General features: G+C 71.5%; 17 protein-coding genes and 1 pseudogene. 5 read left to right on the forward strand and 13 right to left on the reverse strand.

Features of this window, described 5'->3' with window-relative positions:
- Positions 1–31: 31 nt before the first annotated feature.
- Positions 32–169: pseudogene (locus DEI89_RS11040) on the forward strand (SDR family oxidoreductase); the annotation flags it as partial.
- A gap of 107 nt (positions 170–276) precedes the next feature.
- Here the strand turns inward: DEI89_RS11040 and DEI89_RS11045 are convergent.
- The 3 genes from DEI89_RS11045 to DEI89_RS11055 form a co-directional block, all read right to left on the reverse strand.
- Positions 277–1,209 carry an acetamidase/formamidase family protein gene (locus DEI89_RS11045; protein ID WP_110904096.1) on the reverse strand — a complete coding sequence of 311 codons (933 nt, stop codon included), beginning with the start codon at positions 1,207–1,209 and terminating at the stop codon, positions 277–279.
- Positions 1,210–1,375: 166 nt separating this feature from the next.
- Positions 1,376–1,645 (reverse strand): hypothetical protein, encoded by a 270-nt coding sequence (locus tag DEI89_RS11050; protein WP_110904097.1) that lies wholly within the window; start codon positions 1,643–1,645, stop codon positions 1,376–1,378.
- On the reverse strand, positions 1,642–2,799 hold the full coding sequence (locus DEI89_RS11055) for an inorganic phosphate transporter (protein WP_110904098.1): 1,158 nt from the start codon (positions 2,797–2,799) through the stop codon (positions 1,642–1,644). Before DEI89_RS11055 ends, DEI89_RS11050 begins: the two co-directional genes overlap by 4 nt.
- Positions 2,800–2,877: 78 nt before the next feature.
- On the opposite strand from DEI89_RS11055, the gene DEI89_RS11060 reads away from it, so the two are divergent.
- The 4 genes from DEI89_RS11060 (at position 2,878) to DEI89_RS11075 (ending at position 6,571) form a co-directional block, all read left to right on the forward strand.
- Entirely contained in the window at positions 2,878–3,750 is an 873-nt protein-coding gene (locus DEI89_RS11060) for an alpha/beta hydrolase (RefSeq protein ID WP_110904099.1), read from the forward strand.
- Between the two features lie 61 nt (positions 3,751–3,811).
- Complete coding sequence (locus DEI89_RS11065; protein ID WP_110904100.1) at positions 3,812–4,735, forward strand: hypothetical protein; 924 nt, start codon at positions 3,812–3,814, stop codon at positions 4,733–4,735.
- Positions 4,736–5,111: 376 nt separating this feature from the next.
- On the forward strand, positions 5,112–6,161 hold the full coding sequence (locus DEI89_RS11070; protein WP_110904101.1) for a biotin/lipoate A/B protein ligase family protein: 1,050 nt from the start codon (positions 5,112–5,114) through the stop codon (positions 6,159–6,161).
- An 83-nt stretch (positions 6,162–6,244) separates the two neighbouring features.
- Positions 6,245–6,571, forward strand: coding sequence for a hypothetical protein (locus tag DEI89_RS11075; RefSeq protein WP_110904102.1), 327 nt, complete (start codon positions 6,245–6,247; stop codon positions 6,569–6,571).
- Between the two features lie 25 nt (positions 6,572–6,596).
- Here the strand turns inward: DEI89_RS11075 and DEI89_RS11080 are convergent, their stop codons facing one another.
- The 10 genes from DEI89_RS11080 to DEI89_RS11125 form a co-directional block, all read right to left on the reverse strand.
- The gene (locus tag DEI89_RS11080; RefSeq protein WP_110904103.1) at positions 6,597–6,881 is read right to left on the reverse strand and encodes a GNAT family N-acetyltransferase; all 285 of its coding nucleotides are present in this window, start codon (positions 6,879–6,881) and stop codon (positions 6,597–6,599) included.
- A gap of 104 nt (positions 6,882–6,985) precedes the next feature.
- Entirely contained in the window at positions 6,986–9,331 is a 2,346-nt protein-coding gene (locus DEI89_RS11085) for an MDR family MFS transporter (RefSeq protein ID WP_110904104.1), read from the reverse strand.
- 150 nt (positions 9,332–9,481) lie between these two features.
- Complete coding sequence (locus DEI89_RS11090; protein WP_110904105.1) at positions 9,482–10,375, reverse strand: hypothetical protein; 894 nt, start codon at positions 10,373–10,375, stop codon at positions 9,482–9,484.
- A gap of 32 nt (positions 10,376–10,407) precedes the next feature.
- Positions 10,408–12,027 (reverse strand): phosphoglucomutase (alpha-D-glucose-1,6-bisphosphate-dependent), encoded by a 1,620-nt coding sequence (gene pgm, locus DEI89_RS11095; protein WP_110904106.1) that lies wholly within the window; start codon positions 12,025–12,027, stop codon positions 10,408–10,410.
- A gap of 91 nt (positions 12,028–12,118) precedes the next feature.
- Positions 12,119–12,367, reverse strand: coding sequence for a hypothetical protein (locus DEI89_RS11100; RefSeq protein ID WP_146236759.1), 249 nt, complete (start codon positions 12,365–12,367; stop codon positions 12,119–12,121).
- A 123-nt stretch (positions 12,368–12,490) separates the two neighbouring features.
- Positions 12,491–13,159, reverse strand: coding sequence for a bifunctional 2-polyprenyl-6-hydroxyphenol methylase/3-demethylubiquinol 3-O-methyltransferase UbiG (locus DEI89_RS11105; protein WP_110904108.1), 669 nt, complete (start codon positions 13,157–13,159; stop codon positions 12,491–12,493).
- Complete coding sequence (locus tag DEI89_RS11110) at positions 13,156–13,794, reverse strand: DUF2064 domain-containing protein (RefSeq protein WP_258366477.1); 639 nt, start codon at positions 13,792–13,794, stop codon at positions 13,156–13,158. The genes DEI89_RS11105 and DEI89_RS11110 overlap by 4 nt, the downstream gene beginning before the upstream one ends.
- Positions 13,791–14,576, reverse strand: coding sequence for a glycosyltransferase family 2 protein (locus DEI89_RS11115; RefSeq protein WP_309146523.1), 786 nt, complete (start codon positions 14,574–14,576; stop codon positions 13,791–13,793). Before DEI89_RS11115 ends, DEI89_RS11110 begins: the two co-directional genes overlap by 4 nt.
- Positions 14,577–14,919: 343 nt before the next feature.
- Entirely contained in the window at positions 14,920–15,990 is a 1,071-nt protein-coding gene (locus DEI89_RS11120) for an NAD(P)-dependent oxidoreductase (protein ID WP_110904109.1), read from the reverse strand.
- Positions 15,987–16,889 carry an MTAP family purine nucleoside phosphorylase gene (locus tag DEI89_RS11125; RefSeq protein ID WP_110904110.1) on the reverse strand — a complete coding sequence of 301 codons (903 nt, stop codon included), beginning with the start codon at positions 16,887–16,889 and terminating at the stop codon, positions 15,987–15,989. Before DEI89_RS11125 ends, DEI89_RS11120 begins: the two co-directional genes overlap by 4 nt.
- Positions 16,890–16,958 lie beyond the last annotated feature (69 nt).

The following is a 16,958-nucleotide window of genomic DNA, read 5'->3' on the forward strand; positions in this document are numbered from 1 at the left end:
ACGAGCGCGCGGTCCGGTCCGGCGTCGACACCTCGAGGCGCAGCACGCCGCCGGACGTCTCGGCACCGACGCCGAGGTCGCCGCGCTCGTCCTGTTCCTCCTCAGCGACCAGGCGTCGTTCATCAGTGGCAGCTACCACCTGGTCGACGGCGGGTACTCCGCGCACTGACCCGCGCACCCGCGCACCCGCGCGACGCGGGGACCAGACGGGAGGCCCGGCGGACGTGAGCAGACCCGCCCACGTCCGCCGGGCCTCCCGTCCGTCATCCGGTCGGCTTACCGCGACAGGACCGCGTCGTGCGGGAGCAGCGCGTGCACGCCCCAGGTGCGGTTCGCGATCTGGGTGACGCGCATGCTCACCGCGACGCTCGCCATGCCGAGCGCCTCGGCGCGTGTGATGCCGTACGAGCCGGCGACCCAGTCGACCATCCGGTCCAGGGCCGCCGTGCTCGCGGCGTTGAGGTCCGCGTCGAACCCGAACGTGATGCGTCCCGCGGGGGTGTCGGCGTGGATGCCCTCGACCGGTGCGTCGTCGAGCAGCGTCAGCGTCATCGTGGTCGTCATGCCGCACTCGACGGCCGTGCCGGAGACCTCGCCGTCTCCCTGTGCCGCGTGGCCGTCACCGAGCGAGAGCAACGCCTCCGGGACCGTCACCGGCAGGTACAGGGTGGCTCCGGCGACGAGTTCGCGACAGTCGATGTTCCCGCCGCCGAGGGGTCGTGGCGGGATCGTGGAGTGCTCGCCCGTGGCTTCCGGTGGGAGCCCGACGAGGCCGAGGAACGGGGCCGTCCGCACGCCGAGCCCGAGTTGGTTGTGTGCGGTCCCGGCGGTCGGGTCGACGTCCCACAGGAGCGGGCCGCGCGTCGACGGGTCGGCCAGGCCGAGGGCGCGGTTGAGCGGGGTGTCGACGCCGCCCGAGCCGGTGTAGCCCCAGTCGTCCGGCACCAGGTCGTCGAACCGGATCGCGAGCACCTGACCGGGCCGTGCACCGGCGACCGCGATCGGGCCGAGCAGGCAGTGGCCGCGGCGGGAGGGGATGAGCGTCGGGACCTCGACCCCCGGCGCCGGCAGGCGTTCGGTGTAGCCGGCGGCGCTGAGGGTGTGCACCGTGACGGTGTCGCCCGGAGCGACGGTCAGCACCGGTCTGCGTTCGGCGGTGAGCACGTCGACGGCGGTGTCCGGAGTGGTGTCGATGCGGTGGTGGGTCACCCGGCGATCATCGCAGGCACGGCTCCTGACGGGCGGCGCCGGCGCGGCGTGCGGATTGGGTGGCGCGGGACGGACCCTCTGTGAGTGACGCCGTCATGTGTGTGAGACGCCGCCGATCGCGGCGGCGTCACGCGCACACGGCGGCGTCTCGGACGGGTACCGGCGCTCAGTGGAACTGCGGGATCGTCATCCAGATGCCGGTGAGGACGGCCGCGATGCACACCGCGAAGCACACGCCCGCGCCGAGGTACGCCGCCGGCGGGGTCGTGCCGGAGCGCGGTGTCTCCTCCGAGTACTGCGTGCGCTCGCCGCCGGAGTCGGCGGGCTGGCCGGTCCCGAGCAGCCGCAGTCCGAGCGTGTAGAGCAGCACCACGCCGACGGCGGCGACGAAGCCGACCCCCGCGACGGTGCCGATGGCGGTGAAGTCGATGCTCATCGGTTCCTCCCTCGGTTCCCGGCGGCCACGGGCTCGCGCTCCGTGGTGCCCTCGTGGACGTCGTCCGCACTGATCGGCTTGCGGCGGGCCAGCACGAAGAAGGTCAGCCCGCCGACCAGGGCGAGCAGCGCCACGACGACCAGGCCGATCGTCGAGGTGGAGGCCAACCAGGTGGCGAGACCGCCCACGACGGCGGCGGACGGCAGTGTGATGACCCAGGCGATCACGATCTTGCCGACGACGCCCCAGTGCACGTCCGCCAGCTTCTTGCCGAGGCCCGAGCCGATGACCGACCCGCTCGTCACGTGCGTGGTCGAGAGCGCGAAGCCGAGGTGCGAGGACACCAGGATCGTCGCGGCCGAGCTCGTCTCCGCCGCGAAGCCCTGCGGCGACTGCACGTCGGAGATCTTCTTGCCGACGGTCTGCATGATCCGCCAGCCGCCCATGTACGTGCCGAGGGCGATCGCGAGCCCACAGGCCAGGATGACCCAGAGCTCCGGGCCGGTGCTCGGCCCCTGGTAGCCCGCGGCGATCAGGGTCAGCGTGATGACGCCCATCGTCTTCTGCGCGTCGTTCGTCCCGTGCGCGAGCGACACCAGCGACGCCGAGATCGTCTGCCCGTGCCGGAAGCCCGTCGCGGCACCGTGCGTCGTGGCGTTCTTCGTCAGCCGGTAGGCCACGAAGGTGGCGACGAGGGCGATCACGCCCGCGATGACGGGGGAGAGCAGCGCCGGCAGCACGACCTTCGAGACCACCGTGGCCCAGTCGACCGACTGCAGCCCGGCACCGATGATCGACGCTCCGATCAGCCCACCGAACAGCGCGTGCGTGGACGACGACGGCAGGCCGAAGTACCAAGTCGCCAGGTTCCAGAGCACGGCGCCGACGAGCCCCGCGAAGATCATCGTCGGCGAGATGTGGATGCCGTCCTGGCCCTCGCGGATGATCCCCTGCGAGACGGTCTTCGCGACCTCGGTGGAGAGGAACGCGCCGACCAGGTTGAGCACGGCGGAGGTGAGGACGGCGGTGCGGGGCTTGAGGGCACCCGTGGCCACCGAGGTGGCCATGGCGTTCGCAGTGTCGTGGAACCCGTTCGTGAAGTCGAACACGAGGGCCACCACGATCACCAACACGACGGTGACGAGGACGTCCATGCGCGAGACGCTAGGCCCGCGGACGAGCGGCCGCGTGAACGCCGGGTGAACAGGTGCGCGGTCTGTCAGGATGCTGCCGTGCCCACGTTCTCCGCTGCCCGAGGCGACTCCTCGTTCACCGACGCCCACGGTGTCGAGATCGTCTACTCGACGTGGCGCGCGGGCAAGCCGAAGGGCATCGTGCAGATCGCTCACGGCGTCGGTGAGCACGGCCTCCGGTACGAGCCCCTCGCACAGGACCTCGTCCGAGCCGGGTGGACCGTGCACGCGAACGACCACCGCGGGCACGGGCGGACCGGCCTGGCGCAGTGGGACGGCGACCACGGCGAACTCGGGCGGCTCGGGCCCGGCGGCCTCCGCGCCGCGATCGCGGCCGTCGAGCAGATGACCGCGGTGGCGAAGACCGACGACCCCGGTCTGCCCGTCGTGCTGCTCGGCCACTCGTGGGGGTCCCTGATGGCGCAGCGGATCGTGAACACCTCGTCCGAGCAGTACGCCGGCGTGGTCCTGTCGGCCAGCGCCCTCCGCCTGCCCGGACTGATGAACGGCGGGGACCTGAACCGGCGGCACGCAGCCTCCGGTCCGACGAAGCACGAGTGGCTCACCCGAGACCGAGCGGTCATCGAGGCCGTCGGTCTCGACCCGCTGGCCGTCGAGGCGGACGTCCTCGGCCTCTTCGGCCTGCCCGACACCTTGCGGCTGCTCGGGCTGCCCCGTCGGCGGATCCCGCACGACCTGCCGATGCTGCTGCAGGTCGGGTCCGAGGACTCCCTCGGCGGGCCCCGTTCCGTCGAGCTGCTCGCCCGGACCTACCGGCGGCGCGGACGGCTCTCCGACGTCACCGTCCTCGTCTACGAGGGAGCGCGGCACGAGGTCTACAACGAGACGAACCGCGACGAGGTGGTCGTGGACCTCGTCGCCTGGCTCGACCGAGTCGTCGCGGGGCGCTGACCGGCGGCGCGACAGCAGGACGGCACGACAGCAGGACGGCACGACAGCACGACGGCACGAGATGACCACACTGGGGGAGTACATGTACCGAGCGCGCCATGAACGGCCGACGCGGCCGACCGCCACCGTCCGCCGGAGTCCGTGGGGCGCGGCCGCCCTGACGTCCGCCGCTGCGGGCATCACGGCCCTGGGCGTCCGGATCCTGTCCGCCACCGCGTTCTACGGCGACGCGGACCTCGTCCGGATCGGCACGGGCTCCTTCACGGTCGTCCTCGGCATCGGTCTGGTCCTGCTCGGCGTCCGGTCACTCCGCTCGCGCGTCCGGGTTTTCCCCGACCGACTCGAGGCCCGGTCCGGATTCGCACCCACGCATGTCGTCCGGCCGGGGGAGATCGTGCGCATCGAACCGCGGTTGTCGGGTCACGTCGGCGTCAGCGGGGTCACCGACGGCCAGGGCTCCTTCCTCGCGGGGCGGTTCGACCGCCACTACGACGTCCTCGCTGACTGGCTGTCGATGAACGCGACCAGACCGTGGGCGGAGTACCAGGACCTGCTCGGCAAGCTCACGCACCAGACCCGGCCCCGGGTCGTCCGGGGGACGCTCACCGGGCTGCTGCTCTTCGTCGTCATGGTGCCGGCGCTGGAGCTCTTCCCGGCCCTGCTGTCCCTCTCGGCGTACGACGACGCGCACCCACAGGACCGCACGTGTTCGGTCACGTCGGCGGAGGGGAGCACCATCTCCAGCCGCTCCACCAGGGGGATCGGGTCGTCGCACCCGGCCGTGACGTTCACGACGCGTGACTGCGGCCCGCTCGTGATGCGTGACGGCGTGGACAGCGACTCCCGCGACGTGATCGCCCGTCGGTACGACCGTGCCCCCGGCGAGTACACGTTCACGCTCGGCGGTGGTTCGCTGTGGCTGCAGGAGCACCTGCCCTGGTTCCCCGTCCAGCCCGGCGTCGACGCGGTCCGCCCGGCGCGCTGACGTCCACGCGCGTCCTCGCCGCCGTGGCGGGCGCTGCCTGGCTGCCGCTGTCCTGTCTCGCACGGGACGACCCTGTTCGGGGAACCATCGGCCGGCCGGGACCGGGGGGAACCGCCCACGAACGACGGGGACCCCGGCCTGTTGGGGGGAACAGACCGGGGCCGGACCACTCGACCAATTGGGGGGAACGGGTCGAGCGGCGACGCCCGAGGCTCGAGGGGGGTCGCACCCCGGGCGTGATGACGACGCTACGCCCGCGCACCCACAGCGGCAACTCGGTTCGCTCTCAGGTGATCGGGTCGCGCCCGTCGGCCCCGACCGCGGACGGGAGGCCCGGTGCGGGGCCGCAACGGGCCTCCCGGCATAGGGTGGCGGCATGCACGGTGAGTACAAGGTCCCCGGAGGCAAGCTCGTCGTCGTCGACCTGGAGGTCGTCGACGGCAGGATCGACCGGTTCCGGTTGGCGGGTGACTTCTTCCTCGAACCGGACGACGCGCTCCCGCTGATCGACCAGGCGGTGGACGGCCTGCGGGCCGACACCGACGCGGCCGGGATCGCGGCCGCCGTGCGACACGCGCTGCCCGACGACGCCGTCCTGCTCGGCTTCACGCCCGAGTCCGTCGGGGTCGCCGTCCGCCGAGCCCTGTCGCGGGCATCGTCGTGGCGGGACTACGAGTGGCAGGTCGTCCACGAGGGCGCGATCAGCCCGAACGAGCACCTGGCGCTCGACCAGGTCCTCACCGAGGAGGTCGGCGCCGGACGCCGGGGGCCGACCCTGCGGATCTGGGAGTGGGACCAACCGGCCGTCGTCATCGGGTCGTTCCAGTCGCTGAAGAACGAGGTGGACCCGGCAGGCGCCGAGAAGTACGGCGTGCAGGTCGTCCGCCGCATCTCCGGCGGCGGTGCGATGTTCATGGACGCCGGCGCGATCATCTCGTACTCGCTCTACGTGCCGACCGAGCTCGTGCAGGGGATGACCTTCGCCGACTCGTACGCGTACCTCGACGAGTGGGTGATCGAGGCGCTGAAGTCACTCGGCATCGAGGCGTACTACCAGCCGCTCAACGACATCACCTCCACCAAGGGCAAGATCGGTGGTGCCGCGCAGAAGCGCCTGGGCACCGGGTCGCTGCTGCACCACGCCACCATGAGCTACGACATGGACGGCGAGAAGATGGTGGAGGTGCTGCGCATCGGCCGCGAGAAGATGAGCGACAAGGGGACGACGAGCGCCGCGAAACGTGTCGATCCGCTGCGGTCCCAGACCGGCTTGAGCCGCGCCGAGATCATCGACCGACTCATCGGCACCTTCACGAAGCTCTACGGGGCGACCGAGGGGCACGTCACCGACGCCGAGCGGCAGAAGGCGCAGGAGCTCGTGGCGACGAAGTTCTCGACGCGGGAGTGGCTCGAGCGGGTGCCCTGAGCGCGAGACTCGGCGCGTACGGATCGCGAGGATCAGCCGCGCGGCGGATGTCCTCCGTCGATCGGCCACGTAACGTCGCTGCCGTGAACTGGTTGATCTTCCTGGGGGCGGTGGCCGCTGCGGTCGTCGTGATGTGGATCGCCGACCGTCTGGGCTGGATCGACTTGTCGAACAAGTCCACACGCGGGGGCGGTTCCGGTGGCGTGGTGTCGATGATGGACGAGGTCTTCGCGCCCACCCGTCACGAGACGCAGGCCGAGTACGAGCGGCAGGCGCGCCTCCCGCGCGAAGCGCCGACGCCGTCACGCGACGACCACGACCTGCTCAGCGGGACCGTGCTCATCCGGGTGCCCTCGAGTCGGGCCGGCAGCGGCACGCATCGGGCGGGGACGCACGACCGGTCGTACTGACACCGCGCGCGTCCGACCCGGTGGGTCAGCGCGTGGTGAGGTCCTGGTGGTCCGGGTGCCGTTCGAGCCACGCGGCGACGTAGCTGCACTCGGCGACGACGCGACGGTCGGAGTTCGCGCGGACGTCGTCCAATGCGTGCTCGACGAGGACCGAGGCGTGGCCGCCGCCGCGGTGCTCCGGGTCGACCTCGGTGTGGACGAAGTGGATCGCGTCCCCGTCGATCTCGTAGGCGGCGAGGCCGATGACGTCGCCGTCCTCGACGAGGGAGTACTGGTTCTGGTCGGTGTCGTTGCGGACTTCGAGACTCATCCTCCGGACGCTACGCCGGGCACCTTCCACGAAACGCAACGTGGGCGGTTGCACACCGCGGAGTACCGCTGCGTGCAACCGCCCACGTTGCGTGTTGCGAGGGGCTACCCGGCCGTGTGGCGACCGTGCGGGTGCTCGTCGGTCTCGCCGGCGGCGTGCGCGCCGTGCTGCACCCGGAGCACACCGGTCGCGGCCGGAGGCTCGTCCACCGGCGTCGACGACGAGTGCGCGCCGTGCGTGGACGCGTGGGGCAGGGGTGCCCGGGTGCCTGCCGCTCCGGTCGCCCGGGCCGAGCGGGGCTGCGCGGGCACATCGGGCGACGTGGGCACGATCGACATCGACCCCGTGTCGGGCGAGACGAGCGAGCCGGAGCCGGCCGCTGCCTGCTGGGCGTCGACGGTCAGTCGGTCGTCATCGGCGCTCTTGCGTGCAGCGTCGGCCTGCTCCTGCAGCGCCGACGTCTTGCGGAGCGGCGGCACCTTGAAGAACCAGGTCAGGACGAAGGCCAGCAGGATGACCGCGAGGCCGACCCAGTAGACCGTGACCGCGGAGTCGCTGAACCCGACCAGGAACGGACGACTGAGCCGCTTGTCGGACCCGTTGAGGAACGACGTGTCGTTGGTCGACGACGTGCTCGAGGAGGTGCCGCCCTTGCCGTCGCGCAGCTGATCGACGAGCTTCGGCGCCACCGTGTCGACGATGTCCCGTCGCTGCCCGGCGTTCGAGTAGTCGACCTGCAGCGTGCCGTCGACGACCTCGGCGCCCGCCTTGGCCGCGGCGGTCTGCAGCGCCTTCTGCTCGGCGTCGCCCGTCGCGTCGGCGATCTGCTGGGCGATGACCGTGTCGGCTGCCGCGGCGGGGACCGTGCCAGCGTCGACCTGCTGCTGCACGGCGGCGGTGACCTGCTTCGTCACGGCCTGGTCGGCGGCCTGCTTCGCCTGCACGGCGCCCTGATCGAGACCGTCCTGCACGTTCTGCTTGATCGGCGTGACGATCGGGTCCCAGATCTGGTCCATCACGCCCTTGTTCTGCTCGGCGTTGGCCACCGCCGGGTTCAAGGCCGCGTTCAGGGCGCTCTTCAGGTCGGACTCGTTCTGCAGCGCCCCGGTGATGTTCGTCGGCATGAGGCTGAAGAGCACGGACAGGAGCACCGCGGTGCCCATGGTGCCGCCGATCTGGCGGAAGAAGGTCGCGGCGCTGGTGGCGACACCGATGTCCCGCGGCGACACCGAGTTCTGCGCGGCGAGCGTCAGCGTCTGCATGAGCTGACCGAGCCCGAGGCCGATGAGGAACATGCCGGTCATCAGGAACCACAGCGGCCGGTCGGCGGTGAGGAACGTCAGTACGGTGTAGCCGACCGCGGTGAAGGCCGTGCCGGTGACCGGGAAGATCCGGTACTTGCCCGTGCGGGACACGATCTGACCCGAGGCGATCGACGAGATCATCAGGCCGAGGACCATCGGCAGCATCGCGAACCCGGACTCGGTCGGCGTGACGCCCTTGACGATCTGCAGGTACAGCGGGATGGTCAGCATCGCTCCGAACATGCCGAAGCCGATGAGCACGGACAGCACGGCGGCCATCGAGAACACGTGCGAGCCGAACAACTTCAGCGGCAGGATCGCATCGTCTCCCATCGCCCGCTCGACGATGACGAACGCGATCAGGCCGAGCGCCCCGACGCCGTAGCAGGCGAGGGCGCCGGGGGAGCCCCAGCCCCACTCGCGGCCCTGCTCGGCGATGAGGAGCAGCGGGACCAGCGTCACGATGACGAGGGACGCGCCCCACCAGTCGATGCGCGGCTTGCGGCGCTCCCCGTACTTCGGCAGGTGCAGGAACGTCAGCACCATGAACAGCGCGATGATGCCGATCGGCACGTTGATCAGGAAGACCCAGCGCCATCCGGAGATGAAGAGCAGTTCGTTCGCGCCGGCGAAGACACCGCCGACGAGCGGACCGATGACGGACGAGATGCCGAACACGGCCAGGAAGTAGCCCTGGTACTTGGCGCGCTCACGTGGAGCGAGCATGTCGCCCATGATGGCCAGCGGCAGGGACATCAGACCACCGGCACCGAGGCCCTGCAGCGCGCGGAACCCGGCGAGCATCAGCATCGACGTCGAGAACGACGCGGCGAGCGAGCCGATGATGAAGATCGCGATCGCGGTGATGAACAGCGGACGTCGGCCGAAGAGGTCGGAGAGCTTGCCGTAGATCGGCGTGGTGATCGTCGAGGCGATCAGGTAGCCGGTCGTGACCCACGCCTGCTGGTCGAGACCGTGCAGGTCATCGCCGATGGTGCGGATCGCGGTGCCGACGATCGTCTGGTCGAGGGCGCCCAGGAACATGCCGGCCATCAGGCCGTAGATCACGAGCAGGATCTGGCGGTGGTTCATCACGGCGTTCGAGGACGTCGTGGGGGCCGCGGGTGCGGTCGCGGTCTGTGTCATGTGCGGGACTCCCGAGGATTTTGCGCTGCGTGCAAAGTTACAACTCGGGCAACGGCGGCGCGCACCGGGAGCGCCTTCCTGTGGAGATCGGCAGCCCTCCACAGCGTGATGTGGGGCAGACCTCCGGCGTGATCGGCCGGGGCCCGCTCGTCAGGCGACGGCCTGCTCGAGGGCCTCCTGGAACCGCTCGTCGACCTCGATGCGGAGTTCACCGGTCTCGTGGTCGAACGTCGACACGGGGGACACGTGGTCGTGGCGCGAGAACAGCAGGTGCGGGCTGAGCAGGCCGCCCGGCAGCCCGGCGTCCTCGTCCCCGAGGATCTGCACCAGCAGCCCGGCGAGCGTCTGGATCGCCTGCAGGCTGTCGGCGTCGCGGAGCGGGACCGCGAGCAGCAGGTGGCGGTGCGGCACCGCGAACACCGTGCCGAACGGGGCGGCACCGAACAGTGCCGGCAGGTTGACGGCCTTCGACGCGATGAAGAGGGACTCGCCCTCGACGATGTGGACCCCGGGGGCGATCTCCGCGTTCGCGTCGACCGCTTCGGCGTCGGTGTTGAACCGGGCCATGGCCCACAGCTCGTCCGCGCCGAGCGCGAGCTTCGGCAGCGTCTGCGTCGCCAGGGTGCTCACCATCGTCGGGTAGTCCACGCACAGCCCGAGGACGAGACCCGGTGCGAACGGACGCGCGTACGTCAGGTCGGTGGGGTCGGCACCGTCCTCGGCGAGCAGACGCAGACGCACCCGGTCGCGCAGTTCGTCGGCACTGAGCTCTTCCGGCGTGGGCTCACGGTGGGCCTGCAGCATCCGGTCGAAGTGCGCACGGACGATGTCCGTTCGACGCTCCTCGGTCTCTCCGCGGACCTGCGCGGCGAGGTTGGCGAGCAGGTAGACCTGCCCGTCCGCACCGAGCAGACGCACGTGCATCGGATCGCCGGGAGGCCCGTCCACCGTCGTCTCGACGCCTCGCTCCGCCAGGGTGCGCTGCGCGAGCACGACGAGTGGCAACGGCTCTGCCACCGGCTTCTTCCGTCCGAACAACGCCATGCGGCTCAGCCTTGCACGGAACGCCGCGGCTGTCAGGCCCCGAGTGCGGCGTCGACGATCTCCTTGGCTTCGCGCTGGACCTGCTCCAGGTGCTCCTGCCCGACGAAGCTCTCGGCGTAGATCTTGTAGACGTCCTCGGTGCCGGACGGTCGGGCCGCGAACCAGGCCTTGTCCGTGACGACCTTGACGCCGCCGACGGCCGCGTCGTTGCCCGGGGCCTTCGAGAGCTTCGCCGTGATCGGGTCACCGGCCAGGGTCTCGGCGGTGATGGCGTCGCCGTCGAGCTTCGACAGGCGGGCCTTCTGCTCCTTGCTGGCGGCGGCGTCGACGCGCTGGTACACCGGGTCGCCGAAGCGCTCGGTGAGCTCGGCGTACAGCTGCGACGGGGTCTTGCCGGTGACGGCGACGATCTCGGATGCCAAGAGCGCCAGGATGATGCCGTCCTTGTCGGTCGTCCACGCGGTGCCGTCCATGCGGAGGAACGACGCGCCCGCGGACTCTTCGCCACCGAAGGCGACAGAGCCGTCGATCAGCCCGGGGACGAACCACTTGAAGCCGACCGGGACCTCCCACAGGCGACGGCCGAGGGACTCGGCGACGCGGTCGATGATGCTCGACGACACCAGGGTCTTGCCGATCGCCGCGTCGTCACGCCAGTGCGGACGGTGCGCGTAGAGGTACTCGATCGCGACGGCGAGGTAGTGGTTCGGGTTCATCAGTCCGCCGTCGGGCGTGACGATGCCGTGCCGGTCGGAGTCGGCGTCGTTGCCGGTCAAGACGTCGAAGTCGTCCTTCCGGGCCACGACCGACGCCATCGCCGAGGGGCTCGACGGATCCATCCGGATCTTGCCGTCCCAGTCGAGCGTCATGAACGACCAGGTCGGGTCGACGTCCGGGTTCACGACGGTGAGGTCCAGGCCGTAGTGGTCGCGGATGAGGTTCCAGTAGGGCAGCGAGGCACCACCGAGCGGGTCGGCGCCGATCTTCACCCCGGCGCGCTTGATGGCGTCGATGTCGATGATGTTCTCGAGGTCGGCCACGTAGTTGTGCAGGAAGTCGTAGCCGTCGTGTGTGGCGTGCTCGGCGCGCTGCACCTCCGCGTTGCCACCAGCGATGATCGCGTTGGCGCGGTCGGCGATCCACGTCGTGGCGTCGCTGTCGGCGGGGCCACCGTGCGGCGGGTTGTACTTGAAGCCGCCGTCGCGGGGCGGGTTGTGGCTCGGGGTGATGACGATGCCGTCCGCGGTGTCGTCGTGCCCGGCGGTGTTGTAGGCGATGATCGCGTGGCTCAGCGCCGGGGTCGGGACGTACCCGTTGTCGGAGTCGGCCAGGACGTGCACGCCGTTCGCCGCCAGGACCTCGAGCGCGGTCCGCTCGGCGGGGCCGGAGAGCGCGTGGGTGTCGCGGCCGATGAACAGCGGGCCGTCGGTGCCCTGCGCGGTGCGGTACTCCACGATCGCCTGCGTGATGGCGGCGATGTGCGTGTCGTTGAACGCACTGTCGAGCGACGAGCCGCGGTGCCCCGAGGTGCCGAAGACGACCTTCTGCTCGGGGTCCGTCACGTCCGGGACCCGGTCGTAGTACGCGGCGATGAGCGCATCGAGGTCGACGAGGTCGTCTGCGGTCGCTGGGGTTCCGGCACGGTCGTTCATGACCCCATCCTGGCATCGCCGCGGTGGACGCGCCCACGGTTGTGGAGAACCGTGCGGGGTCCCGGCGGGACGAGCGCGGGCGGCGGTCGGGTCAGGCCGTGCGGAACGACCCGGTCGCGGTACGGACGGACCCGGTGACGGTCCGCGTGCTCGACGTCGCCGTGCCCGGGCGACGGAACTGGGTGTCCACGAACCGACCGATGCGTCCGGCTTGAACGCCCGTGTAGGTACCGGTCTCGGTGTCGACGCGCAGCGCACGCCCGGTCGAGGTGTAGGTGCCGAGCTCGTCGCGCTGACGGAGTCCGCTGACGAAGGTCCCGCCGAGGGGGAAGGTGCTCATGGTGCTCTCCTCGCTGTCGTGCCGAGGTGCCGCGACCATCGAGCCGACGGGTCCGCGACACCATCGACTGCTGGACAACACTGTACGTCCTTCTCTTGCATCATGCAAAACAACGACGTGGCGTCAGGCGATGAGCTCACAGAAGTGTCGACCGCCGTCGGTCCAGCTCTGCCGAACGGTCAGCCCGGCCGTCGCGGCGTGGACCTGCAGCGCGGTGAGTCCGACCTCGGCCCACGGGAAGGCGGAGCTCGCGTGGCCGTCCGTGTCCGTCACGGTGGCGACGTAGGCGCGATCGACGTCGACGTCGCGGTTCGTCTCGACGACGACCCGGCCACCGGCCCGGACGATCTCGGCCGCACGGGCGAGCAGGGCGACGGGGTCGCCGCCGATGCCGATGTTGCCGTCGATGACGAGCGCGGTGTCCCAGCGCCCCTCGTCGGGCACCGGCTCGAACACCGAACCCTGGACGGCCCGGCCGCCGGACCGGGTGGCGATGGCGACGGCCTCGGCCGAGACGTCGACGCCGAGTGCCGGAACACCCATCCGCAGTGCGGCGACCAGCATTCGACCCGGACCGCAACCGAGGTCGATGACCGGGCCGTCGGCTCCCTCGAGCAGGGACCGGTCGACCCGGTCCGCCGCGGCGCTCCAGCGTCCGACGTCCATCGTGACGACCTCGCCCGGACGGTCGGGATCGGTCAGGCGGAGTCGTCCGTCGGAGCGCAGGGCCCGTGTGTAGGGCTCGTCACCGCCGGCCCCGAAGGCCTGCAGGGTGCTGGTCGTGTCGGTCATCGGACATCTCCGGAGGTCGTCGCGGACTCGTCGGCCAGGGCCGCCGCGAACCGCGTGGTGGGAGCGAGTGCCGCGACGCGCTCGGCGTCCGGCAGCGTGTCGACGTCGAGCAACTCGGCCAGGAGGCCCGTGTCGAGCCCGGCGGACCGCAACCGACCGAGCTGCACGGCCCCGGTGTCGTCCTGCGACATCGGCACGCCGCGGATCAGGTCGCCGGTGGGTTCCCGCATGAACAGGGACCAGAAGCCGCCGTCCTCGGCCGGACCGAACCACGCGTCGCGCTCGGCGCCGTCGAACACCGGGGCGAGGGCGTCGACCGACACCTGCGGGGTGTCCATGCCGACCAGGAGCAGCGGCTCCTGCACGGTGTCGAACAGGAAGCCCAGGCGCTCGTCGAGTCCGCCGCCGGGCTGGTGCAGGACGTCGAAGCCGTCCGCGCCCTCGGGCAGGACGTCACCGTCGTAGAAGAGGACTCGACGGGCTGCCGGCAGGGCCGACACCGTGGCGAGCGTGTCGGCGAGGCTGGCGGCGGCGACCCTGGCCGCACCCTCAGGCGTCAGGGCGGGGGTCAGGCGTGTCTTCACCTTGCCGGGCAGGCACTCCTTGGCGACGACGGCCACGGTGATGCCGGTCACGAGCGGACCTCCGCCGCCGACTGCTCGGCCGCCGACTGCTCGGTCGCGGGCGATGCGGCCGCGGGGGATGCGGAGGCGGCGCGCTGGCGGACCGACACGGGTGCGGCGGACCGGGTGCGGGCCTCCCGACGGTACGCACGGAGCAGGCGCGACATGTCCTTGACGGCGTTGACCGTGCCGCGGAGGGTCCCGGTGACCTTGCTGTCGCCGATGCGCTGCGCGTACCCGATGTCCGACTCGTCCACACGCCAGCCGGCGGCGTGCGCGGCGAGCACCATCTCAAGCGGGTAACCGCTGCGACGGTCCCGGAGGTCGAGGGCGACCAGGTCCTCGCGGCGCATCACGCGCATCGGACCGAGGTCGGTCAGGCGGTAGCCGGTCGCGCGCCGCATCAGGACGGCGAGGACACGGTTCGCGAAGCGTGCGTGCGGTGCCCAGGCCCCGCGGGTGGTGGGGACGCGGCGGCCGAGGGCCAGGTCGACCCGGCCGTCCGCGACGCGCTGCACGAGGGCGGGGAGTTCGGCCGGGTCCATCGACGCGTCGGCGTCGCAGAAGGCCACGTAGTCGGCGGTCGCGGCGGCGACGCCGGCGGCGCAGGCCGACCCGAAGCCGCGGACCGGCTCGGTGACGACGAGGGCGCCGTGGGCGCGGGCGACGTCGGCCGAGCCGTCGGTCGAACCGTTGTCGACGACCACGGCCCGGTACCCCTCGGGGAGGCGGCCGATGACGGACGGCAGTGCGTCCGCCTCGTCGAGGCAGGGGAGGATCACGTCGACGCTCATGGAGACCATTCGGTGCGGGTCCTCGGAGCGATGGGTCGGAGTCGTGACCGCGTCAGCCGGGCGCGTCGGTGCGGGTCCGACGGCGTCCGCTGCGGGGTGTTGTGTCATGCACCCAACCCAACACGACGTCGCTGGTCGGGGTACGTGGTCGTGCGCTCCGATGGCCGATCTCCGCACCGCGGTTGCGGTCGCGCGGCGAGTCGGACGGGAGGCGCGCCCCGGGTGGGGGACGTGCCTCTCGTCCGATGCGTGGTCGGGCCGGGACCGATGGTCGGGCCGGGTCCGGTGGCCGGGCCGGGTCGGTGGTCGGGATCGGTCCGTGTCCGGTTCGCGCGCGCTTGCGTCAGCGCACGGCTGCGCGGAGCGGTGCCGTCGCGAAGTCGCGCATGCCCTGCGTGAAGTCGACCTGCGCCTGCCAGCCGAGCTCCTCGGCGATGCGCGCCGAGGACGCGGTCACGTGCCGGACGTCGCCCAGGCGGTACTCGCCCGTGACGACCGGCTGCGGGCCGTCCGGACCGGCGATCGCTGCGGCCATCTCACCGATCGTGTGGACCGTGCCGGAGCCGACGTTGAACGCCCGGAAGGACTCCGACGGTGCGGACTCGGTCGCGGCGATCGCCGCGAGGTTCGCACCGGCGACGTCGTCGACGTGCACGAAGTCACGGCGCTGTGCACCGTCCTCGAAGACCCGGGGTGCCTCGCCGCGGGCCAGGGCCGAGCGGAACAAGGACGCGACGCCCGCGTAGGGCGTGTTCGCGGGCATGCCCGGGCCGTACACGTTGTGGTAACGCAGCGCGACCGCTCGACCGCCGGTGGCACGCGTCCAGGAGGAGGCGAGCTGCTCCTGCGCGACCTTCGTCTGCGCGTAGACGTTCCGCGGGTCGAGCGCTGCCGACTCGTCGATCAGACCCGGAAGCAGGGGGCGTCCGTCCGGACCGATCGGGTCGAACTGTCCGGCGTCCAGGTCCTCGCGGCGGCGCGCTGGCGGTCGGAGGGGTTCGCCGTCGGCGGTCGTGTACGCGCCTTCGCCGTAGACGACCATGGAACTGGCGACCACGAGTCGACCGAGGTCCAGGCGGTCCATCGCGGCGAGCACGTGCGCGGTGCCGGCGTCGTTGCTGGAGACGTAGTCCGGCGCGTCCTGGAAGTCGACGCCGAGCCCGACCTTGGCGGCCTGGTGGCAGACCACGTCGACCTCGTGGAGGGCGGCGTCGAGGGCCACCCGGTCGCGGACGTCGCCGTGCACCAGCTCGATGCCGGCGGTGCGGTGGGCGGTGACCACGGCCTCCGGGTCGCCGTGCACGTCGGTGCGGAGGGAGTCCAGGACCCGGACCTCGTACCCGGCGGCCAGGGCCTGCCGGACGATGGTCGAGCCGATGAAGCCGGCGCCGCCGGTGACCAGCAGGCGGGTCACGGGCGGAGCTCCAGCACGCGGGCGGAGGCACTCGCCGGGACGAGTTCGCGCGGCGTGTAGTCGTCGGGGACCGCGGCGACGATCGAGCCGATCGCCCGGATGATCACCTCGTTCGCGCGGGCCAGGCGGTCCATCACGGCCTGGTGCGTGACCGGGGCCTCGGTGGCGGCCTGGTGCGTGACCGGCGCCTGGGTGGCGGCCTGGTCGTCGCCGGCCGCTGCGCCCGCGGCAGTCTCGTCCGCGGCCGGCGCGAGACCCGCGTCGGCGTCGGTGACGAACGACAGGTTCACCGTGCCGATGCCGAGCTCGGCGGCCAGGGGGACCTCGGGCGACATCGTCATGTTGATGGTGTGGCCGCCAGCCTCGCGCATCCAGACGGACTCGGCACGACTCGAGAACCGCGGGCCCTGGATGACGACACAGGTGCCGGTCGGGCGGAACGGCACATCGAGCGCCGCGATGGCGTCGATCGCGGCACGGCGCAGCACCGGGTCGAACGGGTCCGCGAAGGAGAGGTGCTGCACCTCGTCCTCGAAGTACGTGTCGGCGCGGCCCCAGGTCCGGTCGATCAACTGGTCCGTCACCACGAAGGTGCCGGGGGCGTAGTCGGGGTGCAGACCACCGACGGCGCTGGAGGACACCACGGCCCGGACGCCGAGCGACCGCAGCGCCCAGAGGTTCGCGCGGTGCTCGATCCGGTGCGGGGCGACCGAGTGCGTCCGCCCGTGCCGGGTGAGGAACGCGACACGACGGCCGGACATCGTGCCGATGCTGATCGGGCTCGAGGTCGCACCGAAGGGCGTCGGGACGTCGATCTCGTCCGCGGTCCCGGGCTCGAACAGCTCGTACAGGCCGGAACCACCGATCACTCCGATCGTTGCCGTCTTCTCGTTCTCCACAGGTCCTCCGGTCGTCCTCGGCGCTGGTCGGCGCCGTCGTTACGCTACAGATGCGGGCCAGGAACGGCC

The organism is Curtobacterium sp. MCBD17_030 (genome assembly GCF_003224255.1).
Taxonomy (GTDB): Bacteria; Actinomycetota; Actinomycetes; order Actinomycetales; family Microbacteriaceae; genus Curtobacterium.

What these genes read in the sequence shown, in the direction of transcription:
- DEI89_RS11105 (WP_110904108.1), bottom strand. Translation starts at nt 13,159, where the DNA reads ATGACCGACACGACCAGCACCCTGCAGGCCTTCGGGGCCGGCGGTGAC.
- DEI89_RS11080 (WP_110904103.1), bottom strand. Translation starts at nt 6,881, where the DNA reads ATGAGTCTCGAAGTCCGCAACGACACCGACCAGAACCAGTACTCCCTC.
- DEI89_RS11065 (WP_110904100.1), top strand. Translation starts at nt 3,812, where the DNA reads ATGACCACACTGGGGGAGTACATGTACCGAGCGCGCCATGAACGGCCG.
- pgm (WP_110904106.1), bottom strand. Translation starts at nt 12,027, where the DNA reads ATGAACGACCGTGCCGGAACCCCAGCGACCGCAGACGACCTCGTCGAC.
- DEI89_RS11090 (WP_110904105.1), bottom strand. Translation starts at nt 10,375, where the DNA reads ATGGCGTTGTTCGGACGGAAGAAGCCGGTGGCAGAGCCGTTGCCACTC.
- DEI89_RS11085 (WP_110904104.1), bottom strand. Translation starts at nt 9,331, where the DNA reads ATGACACAGACCGCGACCGCACCCGCGGCCCCCACGACGTCCTCGAAC.
- DEI89_RS11055 (WP_110904098.1), bottom strand. Translation starts at nt 2,799, where the DNA reads ATGGACGTCCTCGTCACCGTCGTGTTGGTGATCGTGGTGGCCCTCGTG.
- DEI89_RS11100 (WP_146236759.1), bottom strand. Translation starts at nt 12,367, where the DNA reads ATGAGCACCTTCCCCCTCGGCGGGACCTTCGTCAGCGGACTCCGTCAG.
- DEI89_RS11115 (WP_309146523.1), bottom strand. Translation starts at nt 14,576, where the DNA reads ATGAGCGTCGACGTGATCCTCCCCTGCCTCGACGAGGCGGACGCACTG.
- DEI89_RS11070 (WP_110904101.1), top strand. Translation starts at nt 5,112, where the DNA reads ATGCACGGTGAGTACAAGGTCCCCGGAGGCAAGCTCGTCGTCGTCGAC.
- DEI89_RS11050 (WP_110904097.1), bottom strand. Translation starts at nt 1,645, where the DNA reads ATGAGCATCGACTTCACCGCCATCGGCACCGTCGCGGGGGTCGGCTTC.